This window comes from Stenotrophomonas sp. YJH_SMC_127, assembly GCF_059372445.1.
Genome location: NZ_JCAFVO010000007.1, coordinates 140454 through 158634 on the forward strand (window position 1 = coordinate 140454; position 18181 = coordinate 158634).

The 18181-nt window shown below is 69.1% G+C and carries 14 protein-coding genes; 3 read left to right on the forward strand and 11 right to left on the reverse strand.

The window, feature by feature from the left end:
- The first annotated feature begins 2 nt into the window (after window positions 1-2).
- Window positions 3-2003: a M56 family metallopeptidase gene (locus AC5QAB_RS16230; protein WP_495233495.1), complete on the forward strand. Its 2001-nt coding sequence runs from the start codon at window positions 3-5 to the stop codon at window positions 2001-2003.
- A 66-nt stretch (window positions 2004-2069) separates the two neighbouring features.
- Here the strand turns inward: AC5QAB_RS16230 and AC5QAB_RS16235 are convergent, their stop codons facing one another.
- From AC5QAB_RS16235 to AC5QAB_RS16245, 3 genes are all read right to left on the reverse strand, one after another.
- Entirely contained in the window at window positions 2070-2396 is a 327-nt protein-coding gene (locus AC5QAB_RS16235) for an I78 family peptidase inhibitor (protein WP_197561635.1), read from the reverse strand.
- Window positions 2397-2474: 78 nt separating this feature from the next.
- A complete protein-coding gene (locus tag AC5QAB_RS16240) occupies window positions 2475-3497 on the reverse strand; it encodes a ribonuclease H-like domain-containing protein (protein ID WP_049404226.1) in 1023 nt (340 codons plus the stop codon).
- Window positions 3494-5983 (reverse strand): DEAD/DEAH box helicase, encoded by a 2490-nt coding sequence (locus tag AC5QAB_RS16245; protein WP_197561636.1) that lies wholly within the window; start codon window positions 5981-5983, stop codon window positions 3494-3496. The genes AC5QAB_RS16240 and AC5QAB_RS16245 overlap by 4 nt, the downstream gene beginning before the upstream one ends.
- Window positions 5984-6195: 212 nt before the next feature.
- Here AC5QAB_RS16245 and AC5QAB_RS16250 point away from each other — a divergent pair, with 212 nt between their 5' ends.
- Together AC5QAB_RS16250 and AC5QAB_RS16255 are read left to right on the forward strand one after the other, a co-directional pair.
- Window positions 6196-6714, forward strand: a complete 519-nt coding sequence (locus AC5QAB_RS16250) for a hypothetical protein (protein WP_032957598.1) — start codon at window positions 6196-6198, stop codon at window positions 6712-6714.
- A 40-nt stretch (window positions 6715-6754) separates the two neighbouring features.
- A complete protein-coding gene (locus tag AC5QAB_RS16255) occupies window positions 6755-7429 on the forward strand; it encodes a hypothetical protein (protein ID WP_197561637.1) in 675 nt (224 codons plus the stop codon).
- A 59-nt stretch (window positions 7430-7488) separates the two neighbouring features.
- Here AC5QAB_RS16255 and AC5QAB_RS16260 read toward each other — a convergent pair whose 3' ends face one another.
- Genes AC5QAB_RS16260 through AC5QAB_RS16295 form a run of 8 tightly spaced genes read right to left on the reverse strand, consistent with a single transcriptional unit; the run spans window position 7489 to window position 18178 of the window.
- Window positions 7489-9297: a hypothetical protein gene (locus AC5QAB_RS16260; protein ID WP_197561638.1), complete on the reverse strand. Its 1809-nt coding sequence runs from the start codon at window positions 9295-9297 to the stop codon at window positions 7489-7491.
- A complete protein-coding gene (locus tag AC5QAB_RS16265; protein WP_495233496.1) occupies window positions 9294-11462 on the reverse strand; it encodes a hypothetical protein in 2169 nt (722 codons plus the stop codon). Before AC5QAB_RS16265 ends, AC5QAB_RS16260 begins: the two co-directional genes overlap by 4 nt.
- Window positions 11459-12580, reverse strand: a complete 1122-nt coding sequence (locus AC5QAB_RS16270) for a BatA domain-containing protein (protein ID WP_495233497.1) — start codon at window positions 12578-12580, stop codon at window positions 11459-11461. The genes AC5QAB_RS16265 and AC5QAB_RS16270 overlap by 4 nt, the downstream gene beginning before the upstream one ends.
- Window positions 12577-13473, reverse strand: coding sequence for a DUF58 domain-containing protein (locus AC5QAB_RS16275; protein ID WP_095378451.1), 897 nt, complete (start codon window positions 13471-13473; stop codon window positions 12577-12579). The genes AC5QAB_RS16270 and AC5QAB_RS16275 overlap by 4 nt, the downstream gene beginning before the upstream one ends.
- 7 nt (window positions 13474-13480) lie before the next feature.
- Window positions 13481-14464 carry an AAA family ATPase gene (locus tag AC5QAB_RS16280; RefSeq protein WP_495233498.1) on the reverse strand — a complete coding sequence of 328 codons (984 nt, stop codon included), beginning with the start codon at window positions 14462-14464 and terminating at the stop codon, window positions 13481-13483.
- Window positions 14465-14480: 16 nt separating this feature from the next.
- Window positions 14481-15188, reverse strand: coding sequence for a DUF4159 domain-containing protein (locus tag AC5QAB_RS16285; protein WP_032957605.1), 708 nt, complete (start codon window positions 15186-15188; stop codon window positions 14481-14483).
- Complete coding sequence (locus tag AC5QAB_RS16290; protein ID WP_014645476.1) at window positions 15188-16522, reverse strand: TldD/PmbA family protein; 1335 nt, start codon at window positions 16520-16522, stop codon at window positions 15188-15190. The genes AC5QAB_RS16285 and AC5QAB_RS16290 overlap by 1 nt, the downstream gene beginning before the upstream one ends.
- A gap of 21 nt (window positions 16523-16543) precedes the next feature.
- Window positions 16544-18178, reverse strand: coding sequence for a TldD/PmbA family protein (locus AC5QAB_RS16295; protein ID WP_014645477.1), 1635 nt, complete (start codon window positions 18176-18178; stop codon window positions 16544-16546).
- Between the last annotated feature and the right edge of the window lie 3 nt (window positions 18179-18181).

Here is an 18181-nt window from a genome sequence, read left to right on the forward strand (position 1 = left end):
CCATGGACACCACGATGCTGATCCCGATGTTGGAACGGCTGGGCTGGACCAGCCTGCAGACCGTGCTGCTGGTGGCCCTGGTGTATGGCGTATGCCGCGCGCTGCCGTCGCTGTCGGCGGCGACCCGCTGCCGCCTGTGGTGGCTGGTCTCGCTGCAGGCTGTGCTCGGCCTGTTCTGGAGCCAGCCGTTGCAGCTGGCCTGGTTGCCGGCGCCGCAGGCGGTGGCGATGAGCGCGACCGATGTGGCCGCCGACATGGTCTACCCGCTGGCCCCGGAGGCCTCGGCACAGCTGTTGGCCGCAATGCCGATGCCCGCCGCGGATGTGCCGGCGGTGGCATGGTGGGCCGTCGCACTGGCCACGCTGTGGATGTCCGGCGTGCTGCTGATGGCCCTGCGTACCTTCGGTGAGTGGCGTCGCTGTCGCGCGCTGCTGGCAGCGGCCTATCCCTGCGAGGACGAGGCGCTGGTGCAGGCCCTGCAGCTGGCCTCCGATGCGCACGGCGTGCGTCCTGCGCCGCGGTTGTGGATGAGCACGCAGGTGGACGCACCGCAGCTGGTCGGACCGTTCCGCCCGGTGCTGCTGCTGCCGGCGGGCGACAACGCCCTGCAGGGCGACGCGCTGGACCTGGCTCTGACCCACGAACTGCAGCACCTGCAGCGGCGTGACCTGCAATGGGGCCTGCTGCCTGCACTGGCCCAGCACCTGTTCTTCTTCCACCCGCTGCTGCGCCTGTCGGTGCGTGAATATGCACAGGCGCGCGAGGAAGCGGTGGATGCAGCGGTGGTTGGCCAGCACGGTGCCAGCCGCCAGGCCTATGGCCGTCTGCTGCTGCAGCTGGGCGTGGCACCGCAGCCGCATCTGGGCGTGGCCAGTGCCGCACCGGATACCACCAGCCTCAAGCGCCGCCTGCTCTCGCTGCAGTCGCGCCGGTCCTGCCCGCGCATCCTGGCGATGGCGTTGACTGCGGTGGTGCTGGTGGTGGGCGTGGCGCCGATGCGGCTGGTCGCAGCGCCGGTGCCGCCGGCACCGCCCGCGCCTCCTGCGGCGCCGAAGGTCGTGCCGCCGCCGCCGCCGAAGGCTCCGAAAGCGCCGCCCGCACCGCCTTCGTCCGCGCGCGTTCCGGCCGTGCCGGTGGCGCCCGCGCCGCCCGCCGAGCCGGCTGATGTCGAGGCGTTGTCAGGTCCGGACGATGCGGATGTGGCGGTCGACGTGGATCCGGATGTCGATGTCGATACCGGCATGCACAGTGAACACACGACCTCCCGCACCACTTCCATCACCACCTACGGCCGCCTGGACCTGGGCAAATCGCCGCCGGAGGCCTTCGTGCTGGTAGATGGCGATTCGACCTTCGCCAACGGCGGCATGGACGACGTGACGGTGGCCCGCAGACAGCTCGGCAAGGGCCCGGCGCTGTGGTTCCGCAAGGGCGACAAGCGCTACGTGGTGCGAGACCCGATGATGATCCAGAGCCTGCAGCGTGCCTACAGCGGCGCGGCGGATCTGGGCCGCCAGCAGAGCGAGCTGGGCCGCCAACAGAGTGCGCTGGGTCGCCAGCAGGGCGAACTCGGCAGGCAGATGGGCGAGATGGGCCGCCTGCAGGGCGAGGAGGCGCGCCGCATGGCACTGGCCGCTGCCGAGGCTGCGCGCAGCGCGATGGCCGCGCATGACATCAACCGCGAAGCGGCGGCAGAAGCGGCAAAGGCGGCGCGGGGCGCGACCAACGATGCGGCCATTGCACGTGAGGCTGCACGTGAGGCTGCTGCAGAGACACGTCGTGCGATGCAGGAAGTGGACAACGAAACCGCGCGGGCCACCCACACCCGCGGCATGCAGCGACTGGCCAGCCAGCAGTCTGAACTGGCCAGCCGCCAGGCGGCGCTGGGCAGCCGGCAGGCTGCGTTGGGTGAGCGTCAGGCACGCGTGCATGAGCAGGCGTCGCGGCAGGCGCAGCAGGTGATCGCGCGCGCACTGGCCAGCGGCAAGGCCGAGCGACTCTGACTGGTAGTGCCGGCCGCTGGCCGGCAATGTGGGGTGCCGGCCAGTGGCCGGCACCCACTGGGTTGATCAACCGCAGCTGGCGCGCTCGATCCGGTTCTGCGCGTCCACCTGCACCGTCACGCGGTCCTGGCGGAAGTCCATGGTGACCGCCATGCCCGGCTTGACCACGCGCGCGTTGCGGGCGCCGCTGTCGGCGACCAGTTTCTTGATGGTGGCCTCGTCGGCGGTCTTGCCGGTGAAGGCTTCCAGCGCTTCCGGCCTGCATTCGTGGGCGGCATCGGCCACCGGTGCCGGTGCCGGTGCCGGTGCGGCATCGTGGGTGGTGCTGCTGCCGGCGTGGCTGCAGGCGGCCAGCGGCAGGATGGCGAGCAGGGCAAGCGGATTGAGGCGCATCGTCGGGCTCCAGGCGTGGATGGTGGCGGCAGTGTCACCGCTGCCACCGTCAGGGCATGTCAACGCGGCCCTGGGCCATTACTGCCCGACCAGCGCCAGTGTTTCGCGCTCGCGCTGCTCCTCGCGCACCAGTCGCTGCAGCAGCAGGGCCAGGGTGACCACGTCCTGATGGTTGTGGTCGGCCACCCGACGCAGGTTCACCGCATCGCCGCCGCGCAGGAAACGCAGCCATGCGCCCGGGGCTTCGGAGCCAGGCAGGTCATCCTCGCGCACCACGCGCAGCAGCTGGCGCTCAATGGTGGACAGCTTGCAGTTCTCCCACGTGCCGCGATAGCGGCGGCGGGTCGGGTAGAGCAGGTCGACGTGATCCAGCGCGCTGATCGGGCAACGCTGGCGGGCCAGCCGGTAGCGCGTCTTCAGCAGCGGCGCATCGTAGCTGCGCCCGTTGTAGCTGCAGAACACGGTGGACGGCTGCAGCCAGCGGGCGAAGGTGGCCAGCATCGCGTCCTCGGCGGCCATCGTCGACATCAGCAACTGGCGGATGCGCAGGCCTTCGCCACGCTGCGGGCACACGTGCCAGTCGGCGGCGCCGATCATGAAGGCGCGGGTGCCAGTGCCGCCGGCCAGGCCGGTGGTCTCGGTATCGAAGAACAGCAGGTCGCGCGCGGCGACGTGCTCGTGCTCGCGCCTGGCGAAAGCCAGGGAAAGCGGTTCTGCGGGAATCGGTTGCGGCTGCAGCGACTCGATCAGGAACAGTCCCGGCGCGATTTCCTCGCCGGGGAGCTGGCGATCCTGGGCACTGGCGCGTGCCGGTGCGGCTCCACCACGCGAGCGCAGGCCGAGCAGGCGGTGCAGGCTGCCCACTTCCGGTCGACGCAACGGTGCGGCGGCCGTCACAGGCGCGGCAGCGCCGGTCGGCTTGTGGCGGATTTCCTGTTCGACCCAGGCGAACACCGAGCGCTCTGCCGGTGGCTGCTGTGCATCGTTGGCGGCTACCGGGGCCGGCGCCGGGGGGGGCGGCTCGGGTGCCACCGGCGTGACTGCTTTCGGGTCGCCGGCCTGCTTCCGCAGCAGGCGCAGCTTGTCCAGGCTCAGGCTCACGGTGCCAGCAGCTCCATCGGCTCGCGCGTGGTCACCACCATGTCGCGCACGTGCTGGCAGGCTTCTGCGTCGAACAGGTCGAGCACGCGCAGCGCCAGCGCGCGCGGCGAGGTTTCATCTTCCTCCTGTGCAGCCAGCACCGGGCCGACACAGGCCGGGCAACCGGCCTTGCAGTCGCAACGCTGCACCAGTTCGCGCGCGCGCTGCACCAGCTCGGCCTGGCGCTGCCACAGCGGCTCGCTCAGGCCAACGCCGCCAGGAAAGTTGTCGTACAGATAAACGGTCGGCACGAACTCCTGCAGCAGCTCCACCGCGCCAGGGTCGCCTTCGCTGCCGCGCAGCTGGCCACGGCCGCTCTGGTCGGCGATCGCGAACCAGGCACCATCGCCGTTGCCGACTGACTTCTGCAGATCGCGCGCATCGGCCATCACCGCCACGGTGGCGACGATGTGCAGGGCATACGCGGCGCCAAGGAAGCCATCCAGCGCATCCTGCTTGCTGGCGAACGCGCGCAGCAGCAGCGCCTGCGGCAGCTGCCACCACACCGCAGTGGTGTGCAGTTCCTGGTCGGGCAGGTTCACCGGCCCATAGCCGATGTTCTCGTGGGTGTAATAGCGGATCTTCTTGTAGCCGGCCACGCGACGCACCACGTGCACTTCGCCATGGTGCGAATCGCCACGGCCGGCCACGCCACCGTCGAAACGGTCCAGCACCTTGAGCTTGGTGAAGTCGATGCTGTCGGTGTAGTAATCCACATGCGTGCGGGTGACATAGGCCTTGCGGCCGTCCCAGTCCAGCGTCTCCACCTGGTAGGGCGTGGACTGCACCATGTGGATGGCGCCTTCGTACAGGGTGAGTGCGGCGGCGGAATAATCGACCTCGGCGATGATCTGCTGGCGGCCGTCGCTGCGGTCGACCACCACGAAGTTGCCGTCGGCCACCGCGCGCAGGCTCACCGCGTTGGCCGGATAGCTGTCGGCGATCCATTCCCAGCGCTCGCCTTCGCGGTGGATGACTTCGGTTTCGGCCAGCGCTTCCAGGAACACTTCCGGATCGATCGGGCCGAAGCCATCGCCAACCCGGAACGGCAGTTCGAAGGCTGCGCAGCGGATGTGGTCGAACAGGATCAGCGGCTGGTCAGGTGCAATGCGTGCATGTTCGGGCGAGGCCTCGGCGAAGAAGTCCGGATGCCGCACCACGTACTGGTCCAGCGGCTGCGAGCTGGCCACCATCACCCCCAGCGCGGGCTGCTGGCGGCGACCGGCGCGGCCGAAGCGCTGCCAGGTGGCGGCCACGCTGCCGGGATAGCCATTGAGAATGACCACGTCCAGGCTGCCGATATCCACGCCCAGTTCCAGCGCCGACGTGCTGACGATGCCGTCGATGTTGCCAGCGCGCATCGCACGCTCGGTCTCGCGACGCTCGGTGGGCAGGTAGCCGCCACGGTAGGCGCGGATGCGCGGCGGCTTGCGCGGGTCGTGGTCGAAGATGTCCTTCAGGTACTTGGTCAGCACTTCGACCATCAACCGGGTCTGCGCGAACACCAGGGTCTTCAGCCCGGACTTGATCGCGATGCGCGCGATGCGGTTGCTCTGCGAGCGTGCCGAGGCGCGCAGGCCCAGGTCCGGATTGATCACCGGCGGGTTCCACAGCAGTACCTGTTTCGGTCCGCTGGGCGCACCGGATTCGGTGATCGCGGTGACCGGTGCCTCGATCAACGCCTCGGCATGCGCCTGCGGATTGCCGATGGTGGCCGAGCACAGGATGAACTGCGGTTGCACGCCGTAGAACGCGCAGATGCGCTTGAGCCGGCGCAGCACGTTGGTGACGTGGCTGCCGAACACGCCGCGGTAGGTGTGTACTTCGTCGATGACGATGTAGCGCAGGTTCTCGAAGAACTGCGCCCACTTGGTGTGATGCGGCAGGATCGCCTGGTGCAGCATGTCCGGGTTGGACACCACGATGTCGCCATGCAGGCGGATCGCCTGGCGCGCATCACCCGGGGTATCGCCATCGAAGGTGAAGGCCTTGACGCCCAGATCGCCGGCACGGTTGAGTTCCAGCAGCTCGGCCACCTGGTCCTGTGCCAGCGCCTTGGTCGGGAACAGGTACAGCGCCTTGGCCTTGTCCTGCATCGCCGCGCTGACCACGGGCAGGGTGTAGCACAGCGACTTGCCGCTGGCGGTGGGGGTGACGATGGCCACGTGCTCACCACGCTGGCTGGCCTCCCAGGCCTCGGCCTGGTGGCTGTAGAGCTGCTCGATGCCGCGTGCCTTCAGGGCCGCGGCCAGGGCCGACGGTACCGCATCGGGAATGGGGGCATAGCGGCCCTCGCGGCCGGGAATGGCAAAGCTGCCGGTGATGCGGTCCTGGTAGCGGCGCTGCAGGCGCGCGCTGAGCAGGGCGCCGTCACGGGCGGGCAGGCCATCGCGGGTGGCGAGCTTCTGCTCGGCATCGGCGGTGCGCTTGGCGAGTTCGTAAGCCATGGAAAGTGGAGCCGGGACGGATTGCGAGGGGTCACATGGCACCACATCCACGTCTCAGGATGTGAGACATCGCACACGGAGGGCGTGAACCGTTCAGTGCTCGCGTCCCGTGGCGCCGCCGCATCTCCCCTTGCTGAACAGCTGCCAGTGCAGCAACGAAATCTGAAGCCGGCATCCGTATCCTTGGGCGCTGGACGCAACCAACAGGGCGGATGGCTGTGGCACGACGTGGAACGCAGGGAGCACTCCTGGCCGGCATGCTGCTGGCCGGCATCGCGCAGGCGCAGCAGGCCGCGCCGGTATCGGTGCCCGATCCTGCACCCGTTCCCCCTGCTGATGCCCCGGCAGCAGCCACCGCGCCGATCTCCACCGCCCTGCCGCAGGACAACGTCACCACCCTCGGCGAGGTGCGTGCACTCAAGCCCGACGACGAGCCGCTGGACCTGTACCGCTTCAAGAACCCGGTGAAGTTCGGCGACAACCGCTTCAGCCGCGACTGGAGCGAGCCACCGTCACCGGAGCAGGTCAGCATGGGCGGCGGCTACATCATGATGGGCGTGGTCAAGGGCGTGCTGGCGGCGGGCCGGGGCCTGAACAAGCTCACCGGTGGCCCCGACCAGATCCAGTCCGCCATCGCCCGGCCACCGCCTGAGCTCAGTGCCGAACAGCGGCAGCGTGCGCTGCGGTTCTCCCAGCAGCAGGATGCCGGTGATGCACCGCCGGTGAAGTAGGCCGGTATATCCTGCCGGTTCCTCAACCGATAGCGCTGCCATGTTCCTGCGTTCGTTCTGCCTGCTGGCTGCATTGCTGCCCGCGTCCGCCTTTGCTGCCGGCATCGCCGGTGATGGCGCGTGCCGCAATGGCGCGTTCCCCTCCGAACAGAGCCGGTTCGCGCTGGCGCGGGTGGTCGACGCACCGCGCCTGTATCTGCTCGGCGACATGGACGGGTGCCCCGCCAAGGGCGAACCGGCCTGCCGCCAGCGCAGCTATGTGGTCAACGGCGATACGGTGGTGACCGGTCGCGACCTTGGCCGCTACCGCTGTGCGTTCTTCCCGAACAAGGTGGGCGGCAGCGCCGGCTGGGTGGACCGCAGCAAGCTGCAGCCGTTGCCGGTGGCCGTGCCAACGCTGCAGGACTGGGTGGGCCACTGGAAAGACGGCGACAACGGCCTGCGCATCACCGTGCAGGGTGGACAACTGCATGTGGATGGCGACGCCTACTGGCCTTCTGCCAACCCCACGGCGGAACAGCGCCCGTATGGCCCGAACATGGGCCAGGTGGAAGCGCGCGCGACGCCGCGTGGTGCTGATGTCGAGTTCGTCGAGGACACGTGCCGGGTGCGCGTGCACTCGCTGGGCGAGGTGCTGATCGTGGCCGACAACAGCGAATGCGGTGGCATGAACGTGCGCTTCAACGGCGTGTACCGGCGCGCGGGGAAACGCTGAAGGACGCATGACGGAGGGGGTCAGAGCCCTGTCGTGGGCGAAAGGGATCCGACCCCGGGTCAGCGCCGCCGCTCCAGCCACCACAGCAGCGAAGCGCACACCGTGAACGCCAGCCACCAGGGCCAGCGCGAGCCCGGCACGGGCTGCATCACCGACGCGTTCGCCGACGTGCTGGAGGCCAACGCCTGCGTGGTCGCATCGATCATCGCCTGCCGATGCAGTGCAGGTGCATCCTTCGGGTCGAACACATAGCGCCAGACCGTCGTGTCGCCGTGCTGCAGGCGCTGCCAACCCGCCTCGCGCGGCCACCAGCCGGCGCAGCGCAGGGTCGATGTTGCGCCGTCAACGATCAGGGGCACGCTGTCTCCGCGTGCGTTGAAGACCTGCAGTGGCGCCTGCACGCCGCACAGCGCCTGCCGTTCGCCCGCCCAGCCGAGCGTCTGCGGCGACCACAGCGCATCACTGCTGTCCTGCGCGCGCGCCAGCGTGGCGACTACGCTGCTCCAGAGTTCACCGTGGCGATCATCGCGCCCGGCCAGCACCCAGCGCCAGCTGTCGGTGATCGGCAGCAGGCCGATGCGACCCTTGCCGACCGCGCGCCAGCCGCCGACGGCCTTGCCCGTCCCATCCCGCAGCAGGGCGTTGCTGCCTGGCGCCTGCAGTGCGAGTGCTTCCAGCGCGGGCAGGGGCGCATTGTGCGAGCTGCGGTCAGCGTCCTCGCCGTAGCCGGTTGGCAGCGTTCCGGCGGCGAGCGGGCCGCGTCGTGCGGCGAGGACCGCGCTGTCGCCATCGCCGGGAAGTTCGAGGGCGTGGCTGCCGCCATCGCCCTGCACCGGCAGGCCCAGATCCTGCAGGCGCTGGCGCGCGCCGGCTGCAGGTGCGCCTGCACTGCGCAACAGAACGCCAAGGCCGTCGCGCAACGCCTGCCGCACGGCAGCCAGCTGGCCGGCACTCAATGCGGCCAGGCTGCGCTCGTCCAGCAGCAACAGATCGCTGCGCGCGAGTGACGCTGCATCCAGCGCGACCGCGCCATCCCCCACGCTGACACCTGCCCCGGTATCGGCCTGTACCTGCACGCGGATGCCGGTATCGGCGGCCCAGCGGCGCAGGTACTTCAGCTCCGGGCCCGGCGCACTGGCACGCACCAGCATGCGCAGCGGTGCCGCCGGCAGGGTCTGCTGCGGTACCGGCGTGCTGTCCACCACATGACCGCCGGCATCGAGCAGGCGCAGCTGGAACACGCTGCGGCCCTCGGCGCGGGCGATGCCGCTGAGCTGCACGTGACCGTCCTCGGCAACGTCCACGCGATCGACCACGCTGTCGGCGGGATCAAGCAGTTCCGCCTTGGCCTTGGCGACGCCGCGCGCCTGTGCATGCACGTCGAAGCGTGCGCCGGGCGCGGCGTCGGCGGGTGGCTGCAGCGCGATCCACCCGCGCATCGGAGCTACCGGCTGCCAGCGCACGTCGCGTGGCAGTACCGCGTCGCGGTCACGCGCGACCAGGCCGGCACCGACCAGCGTCAGCGTGGAAGCCGGATGCTGGCGCAGCGCCGTGGCCAGGTCCGGCACGCGCTGGCCCCCGGGCACATCGGCAGCCTCCGGCAACAGCAGCCGCGGGCCTGCGCTGGCCGGCAGCGCGCCGGCCTTGTCGGCATCGATTCCCAGCACGACCAGGCCGACCGCGGGTTGCTGGCCGGTGGGCGGGACCAGGCAGAAGTACAGCAGCGTGGCAGCGATCAGCTGCAGCGCAATCACGATCCACTGGCGGCCACGACGCGCGGCATTGCCACGCAGCTGGCGCACGCTGGCGATGACCACGATCAGGGCGAGTGCCAGCGCAATCCACAGGTTCACAGCGGAGGCGTTCATGGCTGTGCCTCGAGCGCATCAAGGTACCGCTGCCCCATCGCATCGGCGGCACTGCGCCGCATCGCCTGCGGCAATGGACGCTGCAGCGCCCGCCACAGCTGCGCGCGCAGGCGCTGGCGGCAGTCGCGGCAACCGGGTTCGATGCGCAGCTGCTCGATGGCGGCAGCCAGATCGAGTGCGTCGGGCAGGTAGGCGGCATTGCGCTGCTGCCAGCTGGCGAGTGCGTCGAGGTCGGGCACGCTGGTGTCATCGCCGAGGCGCTGCCACGCTTCGACGATGGCCGGGTCGGGCGGCGTGCGTGCGGCCAGCGGCAGTTCACGGCTGGCCAGCCCAGCGCGATCGCCGCCCAGCCGACGGCCTTCATCGATCGGCGGCAGCTCCGGCCCCACCCGCGCCAGATAGATGCGTTCGGCCTGCTGCACCTGCTTGATGAACCCCAGTGCCTTGTAGGCGAACGGCAGTGCCTGCTCCGGACGGCCCTGGCGCAGCTCGCCTTCGGCCGACCACATCTGGTCCAGCGCGGCCTTCAGCGTGGCGCGGGTCTGTGGGTCGAGCAGGGTCGCGGCCTCGGCATGGTCGTGGGTGTGGCCGTACTCCGACAGCACATCGGTGGCGCTGCCGAACACCGGTGGCGCATCGGCATTGGACGCCTTGTCGCCGTGGTCGTGGCCATGCGCGTCGTGCGCACCGGCCTCGGCGCCATGGTCGTGATCGTGTTCGTCGTCGTGGCTGTCTGCGGTCGGCGCATCGCTGGTGGGCAGGTCGCTGGTCGGCGGTGGCTTCGGTGCACCTTCGCTTTCTTCGCCCAGGAACTGGCCATAGCGCAGGCGCAGGATGCGCTGGTCGACACCGATCGCATCGCTGCGTTTCACGAAGTCCTCGGCGGCGAGGCTGCGTCGCTGCCGGATCAGCGCTTCGGCATCGATGATGATCTGCCGCTGGCTGCGGAAATAGGCCGGCAGGGTCTTCTTGATGCGGCCTTCCAGTTCGGCACCGAGTGCAACCTCGGCGCTGGGCAGGCGCAGGATCACGCTGCTGCTGCGCCCGGTCTGCGGTGTTGGCGCGTGGTTGTCGCGCACTTCCAGCTGGGCGATGACATCGTTGCCCGGTTGCGCGCCCAGCGCAGCCAGATCCAGCGTGTGGGCGAAACGCCGCGCGGTGGCTTCGCCGCTGCCGGCAAGCGTGACGCTGCGTTTCACGAAGGTGATGTTCTCACCGCTGCCCTGGGTGACGGTGACCGACAGCGTTGCCTGCGCGGCTACGCCGTAGTCGTCGGTGGCCTCGAAGCGCAACGACCACTGGCGTTGCCCGGGCGTGCCCAGCACCAGGCTGGCGGCCGGCTCCAGCACGCGTACGCCGGGCGCGCGGTCGGCGACCACGTCCAGACGATGCAGGTCGGTTCCGGCCAACGCCGGCTCGCTCACCACGCGGTACAGCACCGGCGTGCGCGCCACATCCTGTGCCTGCCACTGGCCATCGTGTTCGTTCAGCGGCAACCGGCGACCATCGTGGAACTGCAGCCATGCCTTGTCCGGTGCGCGATCAAAGCGCAACGACCACGACAGCCGGCTGTCGGCGGCGACCTTGGCATCCAGTGCGTTCTGGGTGAGCGTGGCCTGGCCGGTATAGGCCGGCGCGTCGATGCGCATGCGGGTGGACTGCAGGTGCAGTGGGCCCGCGGCAGCCGTGCTGCCAGGCGCCGACGCACGGGCCGGCGCGGAGCCGGGGCTGGAACGTGGCCAGCCGAATGCCAGCGCAACGATGGCCAGGCCTGCGATCCAGCACAGCGCCAATGCTCCACGCGGCCAGCGCGGACGCAGTTCCGGCATCGCGCGTTCCAGCGTGGCCAGCACATGCGCGCGCTGGCGCTGCTGCAGCGGATTGAGGGTAAGCGCATCGGCAAACAGCAGGTCGGCACTGTCCTCACTGGCGCCGCTGCCATCGAGCTGGCGCTGCAACCACTGCTGGTCCAGCTGGCGGGAGCGTGCCGTGGCGAGCGCTGCGCAGGCAAGCAGGCCGATGGTGCCGACCACGCAGGCGATATCGAAGCCCGCTAGGCGCAGCGCCAGCACCATTGAGGCCAGCGCCCACGGCAGGCCCAGCAGCAGGGTGACGAACGCACGGCGGCGGCGCGCGTGCTGCCAGGCGAGCTGCAGGGTGTTCATGCGGGCCCCCTGCGTCGATGACTGCTGGCCATCCAGCGTTCCAGCGCGAACAGCAGCACGATGGCCAGCAGCAACCACGGGGTGAGCTTGCGCAGCGGCGGCGTTGCCGCAGGCAGTGCTGCCTGGCGGGGGGCCTGGTCCTGGGCATCGCCGAGGCGTGGCAGCGGAGGCGGCTGCAGAGCCAGCAGCAGCGCGCGTGGCAACTGTGGATCGCGCAGCGCAGCGTTGCCTGAGGCATCCCAGTCGCCGGGCAGAGACAGCAGGACACCGTGGCCGATGCGTTGCTGCCACAGCAGCGGGGAGCCCTCGGTGTTGCGCAGCAGGATGCTGGCCTCGGCGGCAGGCTTGCCGGCAGTCACTACACGTCCGCCGTCCTGCAGCCACGCCTGCCAGTTCGCCGGCAGTGCGCCAGTGCGGCTCCACACGCCGATCTCGCCGCGTTCGGGCAGCGCATCCGCCACCAGAGGCGCGAGCGGCGCCTGCCTGCCCCACGCGCGCTGCAGTGCATTCAACCAGTGCTGGACGGCGGCCGAAGCATCGCTGTGCACGCGCAGGCGCGGCAACGTTGCGGCACTCGGTCGCTCACTCACCGGTATCGGCTGCGGGCGCCACTGCACCTCGCGCGACAGCTGCAGGCGTGCGCCGTCCACGCCGGGCAGGGGATCGGGAACGTGCACGGTCAATGCGGTGCCCGCAGGCAGCTGTGCGTCCAGTTCGCGCAGCAGGCTGGGCAGGGAAGCCGTGGACGCGGGTGGCACTTGATCAATGGCCGGGAAGCCGGGCGCCAGCCAATGCCGGTTGCCCGCTTCGGCGGTGCCGCGTAGTGCGGTCGCGTCCAGCCCTGGGGCTACGACCGTCCACGCAGTGGGGGCTGGCGCAGGCCCGGTCAATGCAGGTCGTGCCAGCAGCAAGGCCAACGCGGCCAGCAACAGCAGGCGCACCAGCAGCAACGGCCAGTCATCGAAGCGGATGCGCTGGCGCGGCCGGATCTGTGCACGCAGCCAGCGCAGCGCGGCGAAATCCAGCGGTGTGTACGGATGGCGGCGGGCGAGGTGGATCAGCAGCGGCAGCAACCCTGCAGCGAGCGCGGCCAGGCCCAACGGGAACAGCAGGGTCATGCGCCGCCCCTGCGGCCAAACAGTGACTGCAGTGGTTGGTCCAGCGGCTGGTCGAGCCAGCCAGCGGCACTGGCGATGCCGCTGGCCTGCAGGCGCGACTGCAATGCGTTGCGTGCGTCAGCGAAGCGTTGCAGGTAGTCGGTGCGGATCGCCGCGCCATCGCCCAGCAGTTCCTCGCCGGTCTCCGGATCGCGGAAGCGATGGCCTGCGTCGAACGGGAAGTCCCGCTCGTCGGCGGTGAGGATCTGCAGCAGTGCCACTTCGCGGCGTGCGCTGGCCAGTTGTTCCAGCAGCACAATGCCGGCCTCGTCAAAACCGTCGCCGATCGCCAGCAGCAGGTCGCCCGGGCGCACGCGCTCCCACAGCGGGCGCAGGCGATCGGCCACAGGCCAGCCGCCACGCGCCTGCAGCGCATGCAGTTGCAGGTGCACGCGATCACGCTGGCGTGCGCCGTTCGCTGCGGGCACCAACTGCAGTCCATCGCCATTGATCGCCAGCAGGCCGAAACGGTCGCCCTGCTGCAGGGCCAGTTCCACCACGCAGGCGGCCACACCGCGCATGTGGTCCAGGCGGGTGCGCTGCGGTGCCGCGCGATCGGTCTGGCCGGCCGAGGCGGTGGCATCAAGCAGCAGCCAGACCGTGATCGGGCTTTCGCGTTCGGATTCGCGCACGAAGAAGCGGTCCGAGCGTGCATACAGCTTCCAGTCGATCTGGCGCAGCTCATCGCCTGGTTCGTAGGCACGGTACTGGGCGAATTCGAGGCCGGCACCGCGGCTGCGGCTGGCGTGCTGGCCGATGCCACTGGCGCCGCTGGCCAGGCGTGGCCGCACGCGGAGCGTGCGCAGGCGCGCACGCAGTTCCGGTGGCAAGGTCAGCGGGGTACCGGCGTTCACGGGTGGCTCAACCCGGGAACGGCACGGCCTGCAGCAGGGCGGCGACCACTTCGTCGGCACGCTTCTGCTCGGCCTCGGCGGCGAACGACAGCAGCAGGCGATGGCGCATCACCGGCGCGGCCAGTGCCTGCACATCCTCGCGGGTGGCGGCAAAGCGGCCCTGCAGCAATGCGCGCGCTTTTGCCGCCAGCACCAGCGACTGTCCGGCGCGCGGGCCCGCGCCCCACTTCACCCACTGGTTGATCGCGGCGGGTGCGCCTTCGCCTGGGCGGCTGGCGCGCACCAGGCGGGTGATCCAGGCCAGCACATCCGGGCTGACATGCACCTGGCGTACGGCGGCCTGCAGCGCGATCACCGCCTCTGCATCCATCACCTTCGGCACCGCGTCGGTGGCGCCGCCGGTGGTCTGTTCCAGGATCTGCCGCTCCTCGTCCTCGCTGGGGTAATCCACCAGAACGTGCAGCAGGAAGCGGTCCAGCTGCGCTTCCGGCAGTGGGTAAGTGCCCGCCTGCTCGATCGGGTTCTGTGTGGCCAGCACGAAGAACGGCGCCGGCAGTGCGTAGGTGGTGCCGGCGTAGCTGACCGTGCGTTCCTGCATCGCTTCCAGCAGTGCGGCCTGGGTCTTGGGCGGGGTGCGGTTGAGTTCGTCTGCCAACAGCAGGTGGGTGAAGATCGGGCCCTGCTGGAAACGGAAATGGCGATGGCCGGTGCCGTGGTCTTCCTCCAGCAGCTCGGTGCCGAGGATGTCGCTGGGCATCAGGTCGGGGGTGAACTGCACGCGCCGGAACTGCAGTTCCAGCGCCTGCCCGAGCGAGCGCACCAGCAGGGTCTTGCCGAGCCCGGGCGCGCCTTCCAGCAGGCAGTGGCCGCCGGCCAGCAGGCCGATCAGCAGCTGCTCGACCACGGTGTGCTGGCCCACCACGGCGCGTGCAAGCGCGGCGCGCAGCGCATCCAGGCGTGGCAACAGGGAATCGAGGTCGGGGGAAGTCATGGGCGTGCCGGTCCTATCAATTGTTCAACGCGTACATCACGATGTTGACGCCGAAGCGGGTGTTGTCTTCGGCCAGGAAACGCTTGTTGCGCCAGTCGTAGTCCCACTCGCAGCCGTAGTCCTTGTTGCTGTAGAGCAGCCCCAGGCGGCCATCGATCTCGATGCCCTTCAGGTAGTCGTGCACCAGGTCGTCGCCCCAGCCGTTGAGTTCGAAGCTGGTGGCCGGCGGGCCATCGGGGAAACGGAAGAAGCTGCGGTACAGCGGGTGGCTGTTGGGCAGCTTCTGCAGTGCCCTGGGACCAAACAGGCGGCCCATCTGTGCCTCGAACGAGGTGGCGAACAGCCCATCGATATCGTGGTTGCAGTCGTCGACGAAGACGAAGCCACCATTGCGCACATAGCGCACGAAGTTCTGCCGCTCGGCGGCATTGAACTCCACCAGCGTGTGGCCGGCCAGGTAGCAGAACGGCGCTTCCAGCATGCGCGGGTCGGCCAGTGCCACCACGTGCTCCTGCGGGTCCACGCGCAGCGAGGTGTAGTCGATCAGCGAGGTGATCAGGTTGGACGGCATGCGCGCGTCCACGTCCCAGTCACCGGAGTCGTACTGCAGGCGGGTGAACCAGAAGTCGTAGCGCGAACTGCGCGGGCCTGCCTGTGCCCAGGCCGGCAGCGCCGCCGCCGAAGCGGCAGCGGCCAACCAGCGCAGGCAGGCCCGGCGATCCATCAGACGGCGTCGGACAGCGAGGTGAAGGTGAAATCGCGCAGCTTCATCGGCGGGATCATCATCACGTAGCTGGACTCATCACCGGCCACACGCACCGGCTTGCCCAGCTCTTCGATGTTGTTGAGCATGATCACCGGCGACTCGTTGAAGCGGAAGTTCTTCACCGGGTGCTTGATCTGGCCGTTCTCGATGTAGAAGGTGCCGTCGCGGGTGAGGCCGGTCAGCAGCACCGTCTGCGGATCGACCATGCGGATGTACCAGGTACGCGTGACCAGGATGCCCTTCTGGGTGCCACGCACCAGCTCGGCGGTGCTTTTGTCGCCACCGCTCATCAGCAGGTTGCCCGGCGAGGCCTTGGCGGTCTTGCCCTGCTTCTGCGCCCAGAAGCGCGAGTAGTCCAGGTTGGCGATCTTGCCGTTCTCGATGATGGCCATGCGCTCGCGCGGCAGGCCTTCGTTGTCCCACGGCAGCACCGGTGCGTCCGGATGCCACGGATCGGCGATCATGGTCACGCGCGGGTCGTAGACCTGCTCGCCCAGCTTGTTGCCACCACCCTTCTTCGACAGGAAGCTGCGGCCTTCATCGGCCGAGCGCGCACTGAAGAAGTTCATCATGAAGCTGATCAGGCCTGCCGCTGCGGCCGGCTCCAGGATCACCGTGTACTTGCCCGGTTCCAGCGCCTTGGCTTCGGCCGACTCGGTGGCCTTGCGCATGGCGATGCGGATGTCCTGGTCGGCCTTGAAGTCGGCCGCATCCTTCAGGTTGCGGCCGACCCAGCCAGAGCCGCGGCCATCTTCAGTGCGCACAGTGCAGGTGTAATCGAAGTTGGTGGTGCGCTGGTAGGCGAAGTTGCCGTTGCTGTTGGCGGTGGCCTGGAAGCCCTGGCCATCCTCGAGGAAGCCGGCGGCGATCAGGCCGTGACCACGGCACGGGGCGATCGAATCGGCGGCGACCTTGGCACGGAACGCCGGATCGATGGCAGCAGTGGATTCGCTGAAGGTGGGGCTGGCGCGGTAGCTCTGCTTGCCGATGGCCGGCATGAACTCCGGATTCTCCGGGGCCAGGCGGGCCAGGTCTTCGGCACGGCGCACCACGCGTTCCAGCGCGGCATCGTCGAACTCGTTGATCGAGGCGGTGCCGACGCGCTTGCCGAAGGCGACGGTGACTGCCAGTTCGGTGTTGTCGACGATGCCACTGGTGGAGACATTGTTCAGCGCGAAGCGGATGTTGCCGCTGATCGCGCCGGCCAGCACGGCGGTGCACTCGTCGGCCTTGGACAGGGCGATGACCTTGTCGAGGATGGCCTTGGCCTGGGCTTCGGTGAAGATACTCATGGTGTAAGGGCTCCTGACCGGTCAGCCGAGGCTGCGTGCGGTGTTGATGACGTTGATGCCGTTGAAGCGCGCGGTGGACGAGCCGTGCGAGACCGCCGAGACCTGTCCCGGCTGGCCCTTGCCGTCGAAGAACGAACCGCCCAGGCGGTAGTCGCGTTCGTCGGCCACGGCGGTGCAGGCGTTCCAGAACTCCGGCGTGCGGATCTGGTAAGCCACGTCTTCCAGCATGCGGGTGATCTGGCCGTTCTTGATCTCGTAGAACAGCTGGCCGCCGAACTGCGCGTTGTAGCGCTGCTGGTCGATCGAGAACGAGCCATCACCGATGATGTAGATGCCGTTCTCCACGTCCTTGATCAGGTCCGGCACGCTCAGCGGCGTCTTGCCCGGTGCCATCGACACGTTGGCCATGCGCTGGAACTGCACGCTGGACCACGAGTCGGCATAGCAGCAGCCGTCGGACTCGGTCTTGCCGAGGATGTGGGCCTGGTCGCGGATGGTCTGGTAGTCCACCAGCTTGCCGTTGCTGATCAGGTCCCAGCGCTTGCACTTCACGCCTTCATCGTCGTATGCCACCGCGCCGAGGCTGCCGGGCTGGGTCTTGTCGGCGAAGATGTTGACCAGCTCGCTGCCGTACTGGAAATGCTGTTCGCGCTTGTCCAGGGTGGCGAAGCTGGTGCCGGCGTAGTTGGCTTCGTAGCCGAGCACGCGGTCCAGTTCCAGCGGGTGGCCGATCGACTCGTGGATGGTCAGCCAGGTATGCGACGGATCGAGCACCAGATCGTACTTGCCCGGCTTCACCGACGGGGCCTTCAGCTTTTCCTGCGCCTGCCGGGCGGCGGCGATGGCGTCTTCCTTCATGTCGTAGGAAGAACTGTAGTTGACCACGCCATTCGGACTGACCACCTTGCCGGCGGCGGCGCCGTCCAGGTACTCGTAGCCCAGGCCCATCGGCGAGGACAGGCCCGAACGGGTGCGGAACTTGCCGCTGCTCTTGTCGATGGCGGTGACCGTCATCGGCGCCCAGATGCGGTGCACGTCCTGGTCGATATAGGAACCATCGGTGGAAGCAAAGTACTTCTGCTCGTTGACCAGGAACAGCATCGAGTTGACGAAGCTGGCACCAGCGCCCATTGCGGCAGCGTTGACGTCCAGCAGCAGGCCGACCTTGTCCTTGATCGGCACCTCCATCGCATTCTTGCGGATCGGCGTGCGCCAGCTCACTTCACCCACGCCCGGCGCCTTGGCCAGCTGCACCGGTGCGGTCTGCACGCCGGCATTGGCCTTGGCGATGGCCGCCGCCTGCTGCGCGGCCCTGGCCACGTCGGCGGTACCCAGTGCGTTGGTGGCGGCGAAGCCCCAGGCGCCGTTGACGATCACGCGGATGCCCACGCCGGTGGACTCGGTGTTCACCACGTTCTGCACCTTGTCCTCGCGGGTGATCACGAACTGCCGCAGGTAGCGGCCGATGCGCACGTCGCAGTAGGTGGCACCGGCGCTGCGCGCCGCCTGCAGCGCCGCGTCGGCCAGGCGCTTCTTCAATGCCGGGTCGAGGCTGGACTGCAGCTGCTCGGCGGCGATCACCTTGCCGAAGAAGGAGGGCACGATCAGCCCGCCCGCGGTAAGCCCGGTCAGGGCCAGGAAGTCACGTCTTTGCAAGGC